Below are 17,086 nucleotides of genomic sequence, written 5' to 3'. Positions count from 1 at the left end.
ATATTGGTGTTGTAACTACTAATTTTCGAAAGACCTATCGAATCGACGCAGAACGCAAGACCTGAACCCGCCGCTTTCCGGAATTTCCACATGAATACTTCAAATGAGCATGAAGCTCCAGATCTTTTAGGCGTGTTTGAAGAACGCGCGGAATATCTGACTAAAAAAGCGCTGTATACCTGGACAGTAACCACGAAGCGCGACCAGTTATTACTAAAAAAACTCAAGGGGCCAGGCGCAAAGCTCTTAACCGGCCCGCGCGGTTCAGGAAAGTCGACTATGCTCAAGAGGGCATATTACGACCTCCTCACAAATCAAACCGCGTTAGGAGTTTACGTTAACTACTCGCGATCACTTGCCTTAGAGCCGCTTTTCCATAAAACCGGTAACGCTGCACAATTATTTCGGCAATGGGTACTTGCGAAAATCATCGAAGGCGTCGCCGAAACTTTTTCCGACCTCGACGAGACAGTACCGCACTCCCTTAGTACAGCACTGGAATCAAGTCGCGAGTTAATAGAGGCTTTAGAGGCCGGGCGAGCTTTAGAACAAACCGATCTCAGCCGGACTCCAAGCCTACTTATCCGCTTGCTTAGCGATTGGCTGAGCACTCTTGATCGCAATAGAGTGGTACTTCTATTCGATGATGCCGCACACGCTTTTTCGCTTGAACAACAGCGGGATTTCTTTGAAATTTTCAGGGAACTTCGTTCTCGAAATATCTCAGCGAAAGCCGCTATCTACCCTGGGATCACGAGCTATTCGCCTAATTTTCACGTAGGCCACGAGGCGGAGCTTCTTGAGATTTGGTACGAGCCAGACTCTGAGGCCTACTTAGGCTTTATGTGGGAAATATTCAAAAAAAGAATCCCGGACGTTTTGCGCACAGAGTTCGAGGATAGAGAAGACCTAGTAGACCTTGTTGCGCTCGCTGCTAACGGCTTGCCTAGGGGGTTCCTAAATATGTTATCGGACATGCTATTGATGGACGACGCGAATATAGCGAAACCTACTCGATCCTCAGCCATGTCAGCGATTGCCGATCACGCTGAGACCGTGCGTGGCGTCTATACATCGCTATCTTCGAAACTACCTCGATTTAGACACTTTATAGAAGTTGGCAAAGAACTCGAAAGTAGTATCACATCTACTCTTCAGACTTATAACCGAAACAAGCCTCTTCCTAAAAAGGCAGTTACAGTAGCGATAGCCGAGCCAGTCTCACTTGAGCTGGAGCGTATACTCAATTTTTTTCAATATGCGGGTTTGTTACGAAAGAAACCCTCGGTATCTAGAGGAGTTAAAGGCGTCTTCCAAAGGTACGATGTGCATAACGCTATCGTGGTTACTGAAAACTCACTATCACTAGGCAAGAGCTACTCGGTTGCCGAGTTAGTCGATTCGCTAAGCAAACGAGACGCCCATGCGTTTGTCCGAACTAGAGCATCAAGCTTACTTGGAAGTGACTACATTGATCGCTGTGTCTTAGACTTACCGCCATGTGATTCTTGCCAAGCACCGAGAGTTAAAGAAGAACAGAGATTCTGCATGAATTGCGGGGCTGAATTATCCGATGCTTCAGTTTATCAAGAGCTTATAAACGCATCCATTGACGAACTGCCACTCACCGACCGGCGGTTATCGAGTATAAAATCGCATACCAGCATCAGAAAAATACAAGATATTTTGGCCGATGACGATCTCTCAATACGAAAGGTGCCTTACGTAGGCGAAATATGGGCTCGACGAATTCGCACCTACGCTGAAGAATTCGTTAGTGTGTAGAAAATGTATACCCCTCAAGTAAATCGCCACGAAATATCGTCTACGGTAGACCTATCTGAATTCATCAGCAGTGGAACTGCGTGTGCTCGATCAGCGCCTATTGACGATTACTTTGATTATGTTCGCGGCATCAACATCACCGCCAGCGCCATCTATTCACAACATGGCGCTGAACCCCTTAAGTATTTGTTCTTGAGCGTTGTATCCGCGGTCGAGTTCTATCTGCGTACGCTGTTGTCTACGACAGTCAACCTATGCCCTCTATGTCGCACACATGCCGCATCCCAAACGCTTGCGCTTGGCGCGACTAATTATTACGACCGCGCGGCGATTGGCTACGCTCTCTTAGAACATAAGTCACTTTCTTCCAAAGTGGAGATCAAAAAAGAGTCGCGGAATATCGCCGACTTGCATATTAAAGACGGCAGTTCCGTCGCAGGAGCTCTGGACAGCTTTGACAGTGTTTGCCAGTTGAGACACGCGATTGTGCATTCCAGAGGAGAACTCAATAGCAAAAATGCGAGGGAATTAGGTTTTCATGATTTGTCGGCGAGTAACGTGGTAGTAGACATTTGGCGCTTTCAACAAGCTTTAGAGATATCAAACAATTTCGTCCGGGCTTTTAACCGCTTTGCCTTCGACGCCCTGTTTTCGCGGTGGCTCACCATCCCTGTTTTCGAAGGATCCTGGACAAAGGATAAAGAGCGATTTAGTGCTCTATTTGGCGCCTATTACTCGGTACGCGACATGAACAAACCGAAGCGGGCATACGACGCCTACAGATCGATCCTGCCGGATATAATCGCGAGAACCGGCACGAGTAATTAACGGGGCCCGCAAGGCTCGGGGTCAGGTCTTGCGTTGTGCGTCATGCCATCTATTTCGTTCGGCTGGGCGGCGGAACACTTACGGACAATAGGGGACAGACCCAATGCTGTTCACTTAACAATTCGAATCGTGTAGTTCGGCCGTAGATTAAGCGGTTCATTGCCTTTTCGAGACAGATAATCCTTTGTTCGCCGCTTGATTCGCCGTGGATTGGTTCGGCCTCGCGGACTGGTGAGCGGTCGTTTGATCAGATCGGAGATGAGCGCTTGCCACCACGCCTCGAAACGCTTAGGGGGAAATGGCGCCACTGGATGGCAGCTTTCGGCGCACGAGTGACAAGCTGTGTTTGAAGCTTTGACGGTCCGGCGGCTTGTCGCGTGCCAGGGCGGCTTCGAGCATGAGTCGATGGATGACGTGGTGCGCGAGCAGCAGCCCCCAGAACTCTTGTCGGACGAGTTCGGGCGTTCGACTGCGCAGCACGATATCGGCGCCTTTCAGCGTGGTCTTGATCTCGGCGAACGCGGTTTCGATACGCCACCGCGACAAATACAGGGCCGCCAGGTCGTCGGCCGGAGCGGCGTCTGGATCCAGGATTGTTGTGATCAGGCGATAGACGGGCTCGGCCTCATCGACTTCCGGCAATTGGTAATCGATCACCCGCACGGTCAACGGCGCCGTCGGCTCGTCACCCATCCGGGCTTTAGTCGCAGGAGCTGCGGTCATTCGAGACAGATAAGAGCCGTCGGCGAAGCGCTCGATCACCGGCAATTTTCGGTTGTGCGGAATACGCCACAGCAGATCGGCGCCGGTTCGGCTGGCGGCCTGCCACATCGGAAAGCCGGAAAAGCCTCGATCGGCGACACAGAGCATGCCCGGCGCGAGCGCTGACAGGCTTTGGCGCGCCAGGCTGTGCTCGGCGTCTGCGTAGCCGCCCAGCGTGACGCCAAACAAGCACTGCGTGCCAAACTCAAGTAGTCCGACAAACCGCAGCTGCGGATAGCCGGTATGGCCTTGCTGCGTGCCGGGGGTGCCGAACGCCTCACGATTGGCCGGCTGGTCGGCGACTTCCATCGTCGAGCCATCCAGGCTGACCAGCCGCCAGTCGCGGTAGAACGCCGTTGCCAGCGTCGGTAATGCCCTCACTGTCAGACTACCTGTCGTGCCTTCGAATACACTGTCTTAAACGAGAGGGCGATAGGAGAATGTCATGCCTCGTTATTCTGAGGAACGCCGACAAGCCGTCGTAGCCAAGCTGCTGCCACCGCACGCGCTCAGTGCTTATGAGGTCGCCGACCAGGAAGGGCAATAGGGGACAGACCACCTTTTCTGGCGCCCTCGCCTAGCTCGATTCCTTCTTCGGCCGCCCCGGCTTCCCGCGACTCACGCGACGCCCCAGCGCCGCCGCGACTTCGGCTTCGAAACGGTCGCTGCCTAAAACATAGTTGCCGTTCGTCGCTTTCCGAATCTCGTCAATCAGCCCGGGATCGAGTTCATAACGAAACAATTCACGGTAGGCCGCTTGTCGCTCGGTTTGCGTTCGGCCCAACGCGCTGTAAAGCGAGTGGGGTGTGATGAGACGGCTCTTCTCGCCCTGCCCGTTCACACGATAACTCGACCAGGTGTATTCGGCCGGGTGTTCGACCATACCGGCACGAACTGGGTTGAGTTCAATGTACCGATGACACCCCATCACGTAGTGTTCTTCCTGGGTGAGACAGGATCGGAACCGCCCCTCCCAAAGTGTGCCGCTACGATGATAGGTACGGTTGACGTATTGCACGTAGCGCTGGCCGAGTCGCTTCATCAATTGCCCGACACCGCCGGTTGTTTTGGCGGTTAGCAGCAGATGGACATGATTCGTCATCAGCGCATACGCATGAATCATGCAGCCCTCGGACTCGGCGTACTTCTGCAACCATTCAAGATAGAAGCGGTAGTCGTCTTCCGAATAGAAACAGGCTTGCCGGTTATTGCCACGCTGGATGACGTGAACCGGGACCTGCGGAAGCATGACGCGTGGGCGGCGGGGCATAACTCGATTGCACCGAAATCAAGAGTGGCAGTATATCATAAAACCGTGGTCTGTCCCCGGTTTGCGATGTGCTCAGGTTCCGAGTTCCCTTGACCCTGCGGCCCAGGTGGCAACAACATGCCATGCAGGCTAAGAATCGTCCTGCGCCTGCTCACGCCCACGCTGGCGCGCTTCGGCTTCGCGCCGCGCTTCTTCGATCTGATCCAGAACCGCGCCCACGTCGGCTGCCGTCTCGTCGCGCGTGAATACCCCGGTCAGCGGCGTGTCCGGCTCGAGTTCCGCCGCCTCGTACAAGCCCCAGATCTCGAGGGCATATTCGGTTTCCAGCAACTCGGGGGCGACCTTGCCGAACGTGGCGCGTAGGTTGTTCACATCCCGAGCAAGCATGCGAAAAGCATTGTTATTGCCGGCTGCGTCCACGGCCTGCGGCAAGTCGATAATAACCGGGCCGTCCGGGCCGATGAGCACGTTGTATTCCGACAAGTCGCCGTGAATCAGGCCCGCACAGAGCATGCGCACGATTTGCCGGATCATGAACGTGTGCCATTCGACCGCTTGCGAGGGCGTCATCTCGACTTCACCAAGCCTGGGCGCCGGACGCCCATTCGGATCGAGTACGAGCTCCATCAGCAACACACCGTCGAACACGCCAAACGGTTTCGGGACGCGAACGTCCGCACCGTCCAGCTTGTACAAGGCATCAACCTCGGCGTTTTTCCACTCGGTTTCCTGGACCTTACGGCCGTACTGGGTACGCTTGCCGGCAGCGCGCGCATTGCGACTGCCCCGGGCCTTGCGTCCCTCGGTATATTCGGCGGCTTTCTGAAAGCTGCGCTGCTGTGCGTGTTTGTAAACCTTGGCGCAGCGGGTTTCTGAACCGCTGGTCACAATATAAACCGTCGCTTCCTTGCCGCTCTGAAGCCGGCTGACCACCGCATCGATAATGCCGTCATGAAACAAGGGAAGCAGCGCTTTGGGTGTTTTCATAATGCGGGATGAATCACCGAAATGATGAGGTCGATTGAGTCGGCGTAGGATTCTGTTCTTGCAAAACCCGGAAGACACTTTTCAGCGCCTTTCACGCTGGCCAGTCATAACGATGCCAGTGCGATCGGGATCATGTGTTGCACTGCCAGTTCGCTACGCCAACAAGCGAGCCTCGGTCGGTGCAGGAACAACAGGGGCCGACACAATAGAGGATGACCATGGCCTCCAGCAACCCTGAGCCTTGTCCAATGACACATGAGCCTGAGCGAAGCACGACATTCCAAGGTGAAATGAGCCTGAAGGCGGCCCGGAGTTTGGGATCATCGGAGGATGATCGTGAAACTCCATACTCAGGGACTCCAGACCTTTGAAGACATTCGAGCGTTCGTGGCCGGCAGTCAAGCCGCCGACTTCGAGGAACAGCATTGGGGACATACCAGAATGGCGCTAAGTTAAGCGGGTTTCGCACGATACCGACTGCGATGGGGTATTTCCTCCATCTGGTGTCTCGGTCGAGTCAACAACGCAAACGGCTTTGGTCTTCGTTTGACGCATCTGGACTCCCGGCGGCCCGGGCGTGGCATGATGCCGACGTCCGCGATAGCCTGGATCAACGAGGGGTCGGCCAACGCCTCCGGTCGCCATTGACGCAATGCCTGAAGAGTTGCCTTAAAGCTGATATTGCTGCGCGAGTCAGCCCTGGTTTGGGCGGCTTCCCACATGAGAAGCCGCAAAGCGTTGTATACGATCCAATGCATCCGAATTTCATTGTGTACGCCGGTCGGCGTGCGGCAACGCAGGATATCCATCCCATCGTGGTCTTCAGGTCACGGAAGAACAGCTCGACGTTCCAGCGGCGGTAATACAGATCGGCCAGTTCGGCCGCACTGTAGAGTAGGGACAATAGGAACAGGCCACGGCTCCCAGCACTCTGGCCTACTCCGTTTTCTTTCCTCGGTCTGCCCGGCGCTCAGCGGCTCACGCGCCGCCCCAGCATCGCCGCGGCTTGGCGCTGGTTTACGTCGCTTATCCGCGGGCCGACCAGCAGTTTACGCTCAACCTTTGTCGAGGGCATCGAGCAAACAAGCGAGTCCAATGTCCACCGGGGCCGCTTGATCAAGGCCGCATACACCAAACTTGCATATAGCTTGCGTCAGAGTCGGGTAGAAATTATTTCGATGCACGACACAAGACCTGACCCCGCCGCTTCCTGCTCCGCGTCATCGATACCGACGCCCCGCCGGCGCATCTGCTGCTCGGCAGCGATGCCCTGAAACTCGTGCGTGACCGCCTCGCCGACACGGCGCAGGCGATCGATGCGTGGGAGGCGGTGACGATCTCGACGGACGGCTGAACGGTTGCGCGGCTCGGGTGCCGCCGTATGCGGCGGCGCCCTATAGTTTGGCATCGGAGGGGGTCGTCGCTGCTCGCGACGGCCAAACGCGGCAGCTCAAGGCGCGACTACAATGGTTGCGCCGATCGCCACGGTGCCGCGACCGCTGTGCTGAAATGCCGGACCGCGTAAAAAGGAAGCTTGAGGTCAGGTCTTGCCTTGTGCGTCAAGCCGGGTGGATTCAACTTTTAACCACAACAGAGCGGCCGTGCTCGAAGCCTCATGACGTGTCAAATAATTGAGACGCTTTCATGACCGACGGTCGAGCAAGGCCACGACTTTGTCTACGCCTGTCTGCTCGGCTTGCCTTAACCCGCCGCCCGCGCAAAAGAACTGACGTAAAAATCCGTTCAGGTTCTTTTTACGCCCGCCCTGCCAATGCACACGGGTCTTGCAACGTGCACGGTTAACCGATTTATTCACGACTCTTGCGAGGCCGATGCTTGCCCGCCCCGCAAACGCAGCTCTACGTCAGGGCCCACGACTATCATCTCGCCGAATGGCCGGCACAAATCACGCCCGCCAGCCACTTGACGCAATGCGCCCTCAGCCGCTAATCATAGTTACCAAGACATACTATGCGCCCAGACCATGCCACGTCTGCCGCTAATCACCGGACTGTACTGTCCGAAGTGCAAGCACCAACCCGGGGACGCCGACAAGCGCCATAAATGGCCCGATAGCTGCCCGCGTTGTGGCCAGGCATTCGACCTGCCACGCACCCGCAATCGGGAAGAATCCCGGCGCGAAGCCAAGCGCCTCGCCGCCTGTTGGCGCCAAAGCCGCAGGCACGACGACTAGCACGCCCGTCGTGAGCGCAATACGGGAAAGTTCGGGGGCAGGCCGAACACTGTCTCGATACGTGCGGCCAGCGGCTCGGGAATAGATGGAGGCGGCAGCCGCTGGGCCGGCCGCGACCATCTTGAGGCCATCTCGAACAGGGTCATGCGTGTCGCTAATCGATCTGCGATATCGCTTCGACGCCCTTGAACGCATGTCGGAAATCGCTTTCCAACCGGCGCTTGTCAGCGATCACGGATACTCTGATGGCGGTCGTGATGCGCTGCAGAACCTTGGCCAACTCTTTTTCTATCAGGTCTGAATTGCCTGTCAAAGCACATTCATGCCAGTCGGTTGCCGAGCCCTGGCCCAGTCGCTTTATCAATTGCCCGACACCTCCGGTTGTTTTGGCGGTTAACAGCAGATGGACATGATTCGTCATCGGCGCATAGGCATGAACCACGCAACCCCCTGACTCAGCGTACTTCTCCAACCATTCAAGATACAAGCGATAGCCATCTTCCGAATAGAAACACGGTAGGACATCAGCGGTTTAATTTACCACCGAATTGCACGACTCGAGTGATTAAGTGCACAGCATTGGGTCCGCCCGTTAATTTCGCCCTAATGTTCCCCGCGGCCTGTCCCATAATTTTCGTACGAAAACGTGCGCCACACTCAAGACCGCCGGCTCCCGACCGATATTGTCTACTTGCTGGCAACTCGGGAGAGGTTGCCAATTCACTTACTCAAGCCCGGGAGGGGAGAATGAAACAAACAATTGCGATGCTGGCACTGGCTGTTTCGGCTATTTCGGTGTCTGGCTGTGCCGGTATGCAAGGAGAGATGAACCGGTTCGTCGATACGGCAAAAACACCCCAGTTCGATCCGACCGCGCACGGCGCGGTAGTCGACACCGAGAAGGGCGTGGTCGAGAAATCCAAAACCGCCCAGGTGAGAGTCAACAACAAGGGCGTCACTGCGCAAATGATCGGCTCCGCCAAGTCGGGCACGGATGATGAGGTCCGCTCACATACCGGTTATAGCGGTCTCAGTGGCGCTTTCGGATCGATGGCCTCCTCGCTGACCAGCGCGGTATCCGACCGTATGAGCAAGGAGCAAGGAGTGCGCCTGACCCTAAATATGGGCGATCACGGCTACGAAACGATCTCGCAGCCGGGCGATTCGTCCAAGTTTTCGAAGGGCGAAAAGGTCTTGTTGCGTCGCTACGCCGACGGGGTGCAGCACGTCACCGCCCTCTAGCCAGGAGATCGGCCATATGCTTCGTCGCGCCCGAAGCATGCGACCCGGCACGGCGTGGCTTTAGGCCACGCCGATAGCCTGGGGTGAAGAGCTCGGGGTCTATCTCGGGCTTCTGCAGGCAGCGGGGGGTGCAGGAACTGGCCACGTCGCGATACGCCCCCTGGGAGGCGTTAAAAAAACACCGTGGATAGCACTTCAAACCGATTAGCGGTGCTCTTCGACGTGGGACCGATTTGTGGGAACCCTCCGGCCCTGCCCCTATTGAACTCGCGGCGCAGCCTCCTAGCTGGATCGGCCCGAGTCGGCGACACAGATCGAGCGATTCGCACGTCCCGGGCCTGCGGCCTGCCCAGCGGGGCCGACGATACGGCTTGAACACACTTTGTGTTGACCAAGAACGCTGGCGTATCCGCGCGCATGAACCGGTTGATCGACCATCGCGACAAGCGGGCCGATACGTTTTTTGAATTGGGCCAACTGTTTGCCGCTCAACGGCTGAGCGGACGGCAACGGCATGGTCATGGGATTGTGCGGCACGCCGTTCTTGCGGATCTCGAACAGCAGATGCGGGCCAGTCGACCAGCCGGTATTGCCTACTGTTCCAATGCGCTGCCCCTGTTTCACATGGTCGCCTTTGGCCAGCCCATGGGCAAAGCTGTGGAGATGTGCATAGCGCGTGGTGTAGCCGTCAAAATTGCGCAAATAGATCACGCGGCCATAACCCCGGGCCCAACCGATGTATTTGACCGTGCCGTTTGCCGCCGCCCGCACCGGGGTGCCGATCGGTGCGGCCATGTCGGTGCCATTATGCGGTTGGAGCACGTGAATCGCCGGGTCCATGCGCTCCTTCATGAACGGTGAACTGATCCGCGTGTAATTGACTGGATGGCGCGAGATCCCCAGCTTGTAGCTTTTGCCGTCGGCGTTCAGATAGCGGACCCGGCCATCAGGCTCGCGGAAACGAAAAACCCGCACTTTCTGTTTTCCGATCGTGAAACGCGCTGCCAGCAAGGAACCCGGACCGAGACGTTTGCCGCCTTCGTAGCGAACCTTGTAAAGAACGCGGAATTGATCGCCGCGCTGAATGTGGCGGGACAAATCCATGCGCGGTCGATAAACCTGGCTGAGTTTATTGGCAATCGTGGCGGGTACACCCGCCGCCGCCAGCGAACCCGACAAGGATGTCCCCACCGTGCCGGCCACCATGCGGCGCTTTACATGTATGGAGATCTTGTGAATGTGGGCGTGCAAGCGGCCACCGCGGCGGTCGACCTTCAGCGTCTTGAGCGGGCCCATGCGATAGCGCAGATGGCTGAGTTCGCCGGCGCTGTTCTTTTTCAACCGTATTAGGTCGCCGGGGTGCAGTCGCGTCAACGACTGGGTGGGTCCGCCCAGCGCGAGCACATGCTGCCAGGATTGCGTGCCGAGCCCGGCTCTGGCGAAAGCGCCGGAAAGCGTACCGCCGCGGCGAACCCTGATCGTTTGCCACGTCGAGCCATGCTCGGCCGCCGTGGACGTCGCAGTTTTTGCCGAAACCGTGGTGAATACACCGGTCGAAAACAGCGCCGGAAGCGTCAGACCGATTGCCAGCAAATCACTGCGCATACTTCTCATCAATATCGTCATCATCTGGTTGGAACACTGCTCACACAACCGCCCTTCGTTCTGCAACGGGCTTGTTCGCGACCTTGCTCGATATGTTACGGCGACGCCTGTCGAGCTCGCCGTAGCCGGGTATTGTAATCGTTGTTGTTCAATGCGCGTTTTATAGCCGTAACGAAGATCGCGGCATGGCGACGCTTTTCGGCCGGTAGCCACTCGTTACCTCGGCCATACCGGGCACGACGTCACACGCTCGGCATAACATCTACCAAGCATATCGGCAGACCAAAACTGCTTTGTCGCCGTCCTTCTATTCTACTTTCGTAGAAGCCCTCTGGAACCCTCAAGGACAGAACACAGTTTTCTGACCATTGCCTATCCCTTTCCTCGGTCTACCCGACGCCACGCGACTCACGCGCCGTCCGAGCATCGCCGCGACTTGCCACTCGAATCGCTCGGCGCCGAGCACATGGCGACCGCCGATCGGCTTGCGGATTGACCTGCGTCAAAGCGTTGACGCCGACGGGGCGCCATGCTGAAGGCACGGAGGCGTAATCGCCTTTCGTCTTTGCACCGTGGTGCCGCAACGGAGACTGCCATGTCACGCGAAATACTTGTGCCGCTCGATCTTTCCCAGCCCGATTCCATTGAATTGGCCCTGCCCTATGCTGTGCAGTGGGCCAGAGCGCGCGACGCCTCCGTGCACCTGGTGACCGTGCTGCCGGACATTAATGCGGGCATGTATCCGTATGTGGCGGTAGAGGCCACCGAGGAATCGCGTCAGTCCGCTCAGGACCGGCTGGACGAGGTGGCGGCCGAGCACATCCCGGCCGATCTCAACTCCGCCACGAGCGTTCTCATCGGGCGTATGCCGCGCTATTTGATCGACGAGATCAACAGAACACACCCCGACATGGTTGTAATGGCCGCACACGATCCCGGGCTTGCCGATATCTTTTTGGGCAGTGTGTCCGGAGCCGTGGTGGGGCATGCGCATTGCCCGGTACTCGTGATACGCGACCCGGAATTGCACCGATGACATGAAACGCCGCTGTATTCGTCGCGTCCACGGAGGCGGGCGGTGGTTCACGCGGGGCTGCACGCCCGGCTCACCTCCCTCAGGGCCAGGTCTCGTTTTGTGCAGCGGACTTCGGGTATGAATCCCGCCACTGCACACGCATGATCGAGACCTGACCATCAAGTCGCGCCAATGTACACTCGTTAGCCAAGCGGAGAGATCACTACATTTACAACATTCAGATCATGGCAGAAGAACAGCGCGAACCACCTGAGCAGCCACAACAGCCCGAACAGATCAGACTCATGCATCAGCTGGTCGCGATGTCGGCGCAGCGTACAGAGATGTCCGCGGAACGCTGCTATCAAAACACCGAGCGCACCCTGTCCAACTGGATCCGCACGGCACTCGCGCTGATGGTCTTTGGCATGGCAATCGATCGATTCAGCCTGCTGATCTCGCGGCTGCCGGGCAAGCCATCCGGTGCGTTGGTCCATTCGAACGACCTATCCAGCTGGTGCGGCTTGGCCCTGGTGAGCTTCGGCGTGCTGATGTCGGTAGTTACAGGCATCCGCTTTGTGCGCTACGCCTGGGCCTACGAGCGGGCCTACAAGCTACCGGCGCGACACGGCCCTTATCTGGCCACGTTCTTTGCGCTCGCAGTCTCGGTGTTCGGCCTCGCCCTGCTCGCTGTCATGTTCACCTACACCGAATGACCGAGTCCACGCCTTATGTGCACTTGGCTCTCACGGTCACCCGCCACCGCTCAAAGCCGCGCGGAGCGGATTTGGCGTCACGCCGCCAAGCCGGTCTTGATTATGCACGACGCTCACGTAGCGGAATAAGAGCGCATTTTGTCCGCAAATGCACGCGAATTAGCCTAAATAAGAAGGAAGATCAGGGCACGGCTGTTCCAGGCGTGAGGGCACTCACGTCGTCAGGAATTCGGCTGAACCTTGTACATGATCGACAAACCCATTGTGTGTTACGCCGCTTCCGAATTAGCAGCCAAATTATGGTGCGAGACTCGTCTGTCGTACGTTCGAACTCGGTTTGTGGTCAATTTCTGTCCGATTTTCGGGCTTGCAGGCTGCAAATCCCGGCTTTCAGACGCAGTTCGACTACGGAACGCGCTCATGCGCCCTCCAATGCGGCTATCCGTATCAGGGTGTAACTGGCAAACACCCGCTTGGCTTGAGCGGCGACTCGATCCAGCCCACGCAGCATCGTCTGCTTCAGCGGTCGGGCGTATTTCCCCCAGCCGAATGGCGTCTCGACGCCATGGCGGGCATTGATCGACTTCGCGTAGCCGACGTGGCGTGTTGTACGGGCGTCGATCGCCGAGCGGCGGCCGTTGTTTTGTTTTCCGGGCTAGGTGCGGCATGACGCGGGCCCGGCGCGCGCCGTCCACGAAGCGTCATTGATCGTAGTGCTTGTCGGCGCCCACCGCCAGTCGGCGGCGGCCCGGCCTTCGATACCCTGCATCGCCAGTGCCGCGCCGACTACGGCGCTGCCGCTGGCGTGCGTGGTCTCGGCATCGACCACCAAGGCGTGCCGATTATCGGTCAGGACGTCGATCAACGTGCCGTCCACACAGAAGTGCTGTTCGGACAACAGCCGGCGCCGGCGGGCTTGTTCGACCACCGCGCCCAACAGCCCACTGGTCACCGCGCCATCGATGAACCGCTGGCGGTTCTTGGTGAACGTCGTGGCGTCTCAGACCGCATGATCCAGCGACAGGGGGACGAACCAGCGAAAGAGCATGTTGTAGCGCAGCCGCTCGACGAGCTGGCGCTCGCAGCCGATCGAGTACAGCACCTGGAGCCACAACGCCCGGATCAGGCGTTCCGGGGCAATGCCCGGTCTCCACCCGTATGTGAATAGCTGGCCGTCAGCGTGGCGTCCATCGAGTCCCGTGCCCAATCGACCGACAATCGGATCCGGCGCAGGGGATGAGCAGCGGGCACGAAACCCTTCGTCTGTAAATACGAAAACAGCGACGGCTGTTCGGCGTCCGGACTTCGCATCGGTTCGGTTCCTATTCACTCTCCAGTGCTGCTGACTATTGTCCCGAGACATGCCGGTTTTTTCAGTGGCGCCCTAAGTCGTGATTCTCGCCCTATTTTCGCCGCTATTTCGAACGTACGCGTTCCTGCAGAAAGCTGCCGCTCGCGATAAATTGCCATCGCGGCGAATCGCGCCCTACCGCAAACCAGCCTGTTCATGGGCCTGACCACCCCGCACCGCTTTGCCACAATATGATAATTTTGATTACACACCATTAAGTCGAAAGTCTATAGAAGACTCGAGACAAGGTTTGTTTATACTCAAACTCACGGAGCCGGACGCCGATAACTTAGCGCGATCGGTCGAAAATTGGAAAGTAATAAAAAGGTGCAATCGATTGCCATGCCATGGGGCATTAACGTGTCTGGCCTGCGCCGTGCCCTATAAACTTATCAAGGGAGTAAATTCATGAAAAAAAGAAACAAAAATATAACGCGAATAAAGTACGCGCTTGTTTCGAGCTTTCTTGTCGGCAGCTCAGTTCTTGCAACTCAAGGGATGGCAGCAACGTCAGCGGTGCATAGCGACACGGCCCCCCGCAACCCGCTCGGCGCAGCCATGCATTACATTGCCCACAACAGCTTCGTCTCGGCCGGTTGGCTGCACGTACAGTATATCGGCAACAGCAGCAATCTTACGATCAACCCTGGCGGCCTGACCCTGCCCGGTTCAGAATCTTCCCAGAGCAATACCACGACAGCCGAGATTACCTACGGGCTGTATCTGCCACGAACCGGCCATCACCTCGCGCTGCAGTTCCAGCTGACGCCGCCGTTCAACTTCAACTTCGAAGCCAAGCAGTCCGCCAATAGCAGCTCCCAGAAAATCGGCACGTTCCGCTCCTTTCCGCCCGATTTTACGGTGGTCTTCCGACCGTGGGTCGATACGCGCATCCGTCCCTATATCGGCGTCGGCGCCACCTACTTGAACACCTACGACACGACGATCACAGATCCGACTTACAAGGCCCTCGGAGCCAAACTCAAGCTCAGCGAACCGGTGGCCTTCATCGGCCAGGTGGGCGCGGATGTCAATCTCTGGAGCCGTCTGTATCTCAACCTCGACTTCCGCTACGTGGGCTTTGCAGACGTTAAGTCGAAGCTGTCGATTCCAGGGTTGGGGGAGACAATCAGTTCGACCAACCACTGGAAGGCGGCGCTGTATACGATGGGCATCGGTTGGCGCTTCTAGGATCTGTTCACACTTGATCTCGTGCAGGGATAAGGCAATCCCCCCAAGAAATAGCGCGCTTTAAAACGGGCGGATTACCGACGCGTATGGTGCTCGAAGCGCTGTGTTGCGCGATATGCCGACGCGCTTCGGCCGGCTTGTCAATATCCGCCGGCCAAGATGGCGTACCCGCTTTCGGTAAGCTTAAAAACGTGGCGGGACCCGTTGCTTACGCGTCCCTATTATCCTTGCCGAGCCGAATTCCCCTTCTGGGCTTTAAAGTCCCTGTCCCGGGTCCGGGTAGTCAGTTGACACGGGCTTTGACCGATGGTCATTGTTCATAGGGGGTTGCCCGCGTCGGCGGGCTTTGGGACATACAAAAACCACAACTGAGGATTTTTCATAATGACGCCCATCAAAAGATGTCTGCGCGGCGCCTTCGCTGCGGCGATGACCGCTGCCACAGTGTTGTGTGCGGCGCCTTCGGCCCTGGCGGCAGAACCTACGCTGACGGTCGCCACCGACCCGAGCTTCGTGCCCTTCGAGTCGCTGGATATCAAGACCCGCAAGCACGTCGGCTACGATATCGACATGATCCATGCGATCGCGAAACGCGCCGGCTTCAAGGTTCGTCTGCGGACGATGGATTTCAACGGCATTATCCCGGCGCTGCAGGCCAAGAGCGTGGACATGGCCATCGCGGGCATCACCATCACCAAGGAGCGGGCGCAGAAGGTCGACTTCTCCAATCCCTATTACGACTCGGGCTTGAAGTTGATGGTGCGCGCCGACAACAACACCATCAAGACGATCAAGGACCTGAAGGGCAAGTCGGTATCCACCAAGATCGGCAGTACCAGTTACAACTACTTGACGCACAAGGTCCCGGGCATCGGCAAGGTGGTGCCGTATCCGGGTACCTCGCAGATGTATATGGCGTTGATCAGCGGCAACGTAGACGCGGCATTTTACGATGTGCCCAATGTGCTGTACTTCATCAAGACCAAGGGCCACGGCAAGGTCAAGGCGGTCGGCCCGACCTATGCCGGACAGCAGTACGGCATCGCCTTCCCCCAGAACAGCAAGTGGGTACAGCCGGTGAACAAGGCGCTGACGCAGATAAAGAAAGACGGCACGTTCACCAAGATATACAAGAAATGGTTCGACAAGGCCCCGCCGGCCGACTTGACCAAATAAACCGGTCTCGAGCGGGTAATGAAAAAAGGCCGCGCAAAAGCGCGGCCTTTTTTATGCTGCCCTACTCCGTTTCAGGCATATCCTCGGTTCTGTCGCTTCTCCAGCTTACGCAGGAAGAAGGAAAACGTGAGCGTGATGATCAGGTACATGATCGCCACGACGAAGTAGATCTCGAAGGCATTGAAAGTCGCGGCGATATAGACCTGCCCCTGACGGACAAGTTCACCGACGCCGATCACCGAAAAAACCGATGTATCTTTCAGGCTGATGATGCCCTGGTTGCCCAGTGGCGGCACGATGCGACGCAGCGCCTGCGGCCAGATGATGTAGCGAAAGGTCTGGGCGTTGGACAAGCCGACAGCCAGACCGGCCTCGCGCTGACTCTTCTCGATCGATTTCACCCCGCCGCGAACGATTTCGCAGATATAGGCCCCGGAATTGAGCGCGATCGCCGCCACGCCGGCCGCGAATGCCGGAATCGGATGGCCGATGACATCGGGCAGACCATAGAATATGAACAACGCCTGCACGAGTATCGGTGTACCGCGGAAAAACTCCATGTAGGCCGTACCCGGCCAGCGTAGCCAGCGCGTCGGGCTGAGTGTGCTCAGGCCGACGAACAGGCCGATGACAAACCCGATAATCAGACCGAAGACCGTGATTTCGAGCGTCAGCTGCAGCCCCTGCAGCAGGAGCGGCATCGCCGATTCGATATCGCTGATACTGATCGGAAAACTCACGAAAACGATCTCCCTGGTTGGCGCATAGCTGCGCAGCGGCGGCGTTCAACGTCGCGCTATTTGATCTGAATTGATCGCGTTAGACGATCCCTTTTTCAGTATTGCATACATCGACCGCCACGCCCGGTGGCGGTAATGCCACACCCTGCGAGGCAAAAAAAGATAGGATGAGTCAAGGGGAAGCGCACCAGCGATGATTCGGGCCGAGCACGGCATACCGGTGC

At 57.3% G+C, this 17,086-nt stretch carries 14 protein-coding genes and 2 pseudogenes; 8 read left to right on the top strand and 8 right to left on the bottom strand.

The annotated features are described in order from the left end of the window. The first annotated feature begins 90 nt into the window (after positions 1-90). Positions 91-1,785, top strand: a complete 1,695-nt coding sequence (locus SALB1_RS15030; RefSeq protein WP_109994581.1) for an AAA family ATPase — start codon at positions 91-93, stop codon at positions 1,783-1,785. A 3-nt stretch (positions 1,786-1,788) separates the two neighbouring features. Further along, positions 1,789-2,613 carry a hypothetical protein gene (locus SALB1_RS15025; protein ID WP_109994580.1) on the top strand — a complete coding sequence of 275 codons (825 nt, stop codon included), beginning with the start codon at positions 1,789-1,791 and terminating at the stop codon, positions 2,611-2,613. A 288-nt stretch (positions 2,614-2,901) separates the two neighbouring features. Here SALB1_RS15025 and SALB1_RS15020 read toward each other — a convergent pair whose 3' ends face one another. The 4 genes from SALB1_RS15020 to SALB1_RS20010 form a co-directional block, all read right to left on the bottom strand. Next, complete coding sequence (locus SALB1_RS15020) at positions 2,902-3,756, bottom strand: IS4 family transposase (protein WP_158590764.1); 855 nt, start codon at positions 3,754-3,756, stop codon at positions 2,902-2,904. A 196-nt stretch (positions 3,757-3,952) separates the two neighbouring features. Next, positions 3,953-4,645 carry a transposase gene (locus SALB1_RS19610; protein ID WP_109994578.1) on the bottom strand — a complete coding sequence of 231 codons (693 nt, stop codon included), beginning with the start codon at positions 4,643-4,645 and terminating at the stop codon, positions 3,953-3,955. Between the two features lie 129 nt (positions 4,646-4,774). After that, on the bottom strand, positions 4,775-5,632 hold the full coding sequence (locus SALB1_RS15010) for a PA4780 family RIO1-like protein kinase (protein WP_109994577.1): 858 nt from the start codon (positions 5,630-5,632) through the stop codon (positions 4,775-4,777). Between the two features lie 610 nt (positions 5,633-6,242). Then, positions 6,243-6,536 carry a transposase gene (locus SALB1_RS20010; protein ID WP_158590763.1) on the bottom strand — a complete coding sequence of 98 codons (294 nt, stop codon included), beginning with the start codon at positions 6,534-6,536 and terminating at the stop codon, positions 6,243-6,245. A gap of 300 nt (positions 6,537-6,836) precedes the next feature. On the opposite strand from SALB1_RS20010, the pseudogene SALB1_RS20005 reads away from it, so the two are divergent. Next, positions 6,837-6,986, top strand: a pseudogene (locus SALB1_RS20005) (short-chain dehydrogenase/reductase); the annotation flags it as partial. Between the two features lie 994 nt (positions 6,987-7,980). Here SALB1_RS20005 and SALB1_RS15000 read toward each other — a convergent pair. Next, positions 7,981-8,313, bottom strand: coding sequence for a transposase (locus tag SALB1_RS15000; RefSeq protein ID WP_109994575.1), 333 nt, complete (start codon positions 8,311-8,313; stop codon positions 7,981-7,983). A gap of 260 nt (positions 8,314-8,573) precedes the next feature. On the opposite strand from SALB1_RS15000, the gene SALB1_RS14995 reads away from it, so the two are divergent. Next, on the top strand, positions 8,574-9,068 hold the full coding sequence (locus tag SALB1_RS14995; RefSeq protein ID WP_145961338.1) for a hypothetical protein: 495 nt from the start codon (positions 8,574-8,576) through the stop codon (positions 9,066-9,068). A 282-nt stretch (positions 9,069-9,350) separates the two neighbouring features. Here SALB1_RS14995 and SALB1_RS14990 read toward each other — a convergent pair whose 3' ends face one another. Continuing rightward, complete coding sequence (locus SALB1_RS14990) at positions 9,351-10,673, bottom strand: M23 family metallopeptidase (protein ID WP_179950673.1); 1,323 nt, start codon at positions 10,671-10,673, stop codon at positions 9,351-9,353. Between the two features lie 595 nt (positions 10,674-11,268). On the opposite strand from SALB1_RS14990, the gene SALB1_RS14985 reads away from it, so the two are divergent. Continuing rightward, positions 11,269-11,709, top strand: a complete 441-nt coding sequence (locus SALB1_RS14985) for a universal stress protein (protein WP_158590762.1) — start codon at positions 11,269-11,271, stop codon at positions 11,707-11,709. A 284-nt stretch (positions 11,710-11,993) separates the two neighbouring features. Next, complete coding sequence (locus SALB1_RS14980) at positions 11,994-12,404, top strand: YidH family protein (protein WP_222843038.1); 411 nt, start codon at positions 11,994-11,996, stop codon at positions 12,402-12,404. A 418-nt stretch (positions 12,405-12,822) separates the two neighbouring features. Here SALB1_RS14980 and SALB1_RS14975 read toward each other — a convergent pair. Next, positions 12,823-13,715, bottom strand: a pseudogene (locus SALB1_RS14975) (transposase). Positions 13,716-14,163: 448 nt separating this feature from the next. On the opposite strand from SALB1_RS14975, the gene SALB1_RS14970 reads away from it, so the two are divergent. Together SALB1_RS14970 and SALB1_RS14965 are read left to right on the top strand one after the other, a co-directional pair. Further along, the gene (locus SALB1_RS14970) at positions 14,164-14,946 is read left to right on the top strand and encodes an OmpW family protein (protein ID WP_109994570.1); all 783 of its coding nucleotides are present in this window, start codon (positions 14,164-14,166) and stop codon (positions 14,944-14,946) included. A gap of 384 nt (positions 14,947-15,330) precedes the next feature. Next, on the top strand, positions 15,331-16,122 hold the full coding sequence (locus SALB1_RS14965) for a transporter substrate-binding domain-containing protein (protein ID WP_109994569.1): 792 nt from the start codon (positions 15,331-15,333) through the stop codon (positions 16,120-16,122). Between the two features lie 71 nt (positions 16,123-16,193). On the opposite strand, the gene SALB1_RS14960 is transcribed toward SALB1_RS14965, so the two are convergent. Then, a complete protein-coding gene (locus SALB1_RS14960) occupies positions 16,194-16,823 on the bottom strand; it encodes an amino acid ABC transporter permease (protein ID WP_109995479.1) in 630 nt (209 codons plus the stop codon). Between the last annotated feature and the right edge of the window lie 263 nt (positions 16,824-17,086).

Origin of the sequence: Salinisphaera sp. LB1 (assembly GCF_003177035.1) — a bacterium.
GTDB lineage: Bacteria > Pseudomonadota > Gammaproteobacteria > Nevskiales > Salinisphaeraceae > Salinisphaera.
The sequence above is the reverse complement of the archived record's forward strand: the minus strand, read 5'-3'. Positions and strand labels throughout refer to the sequence as shown.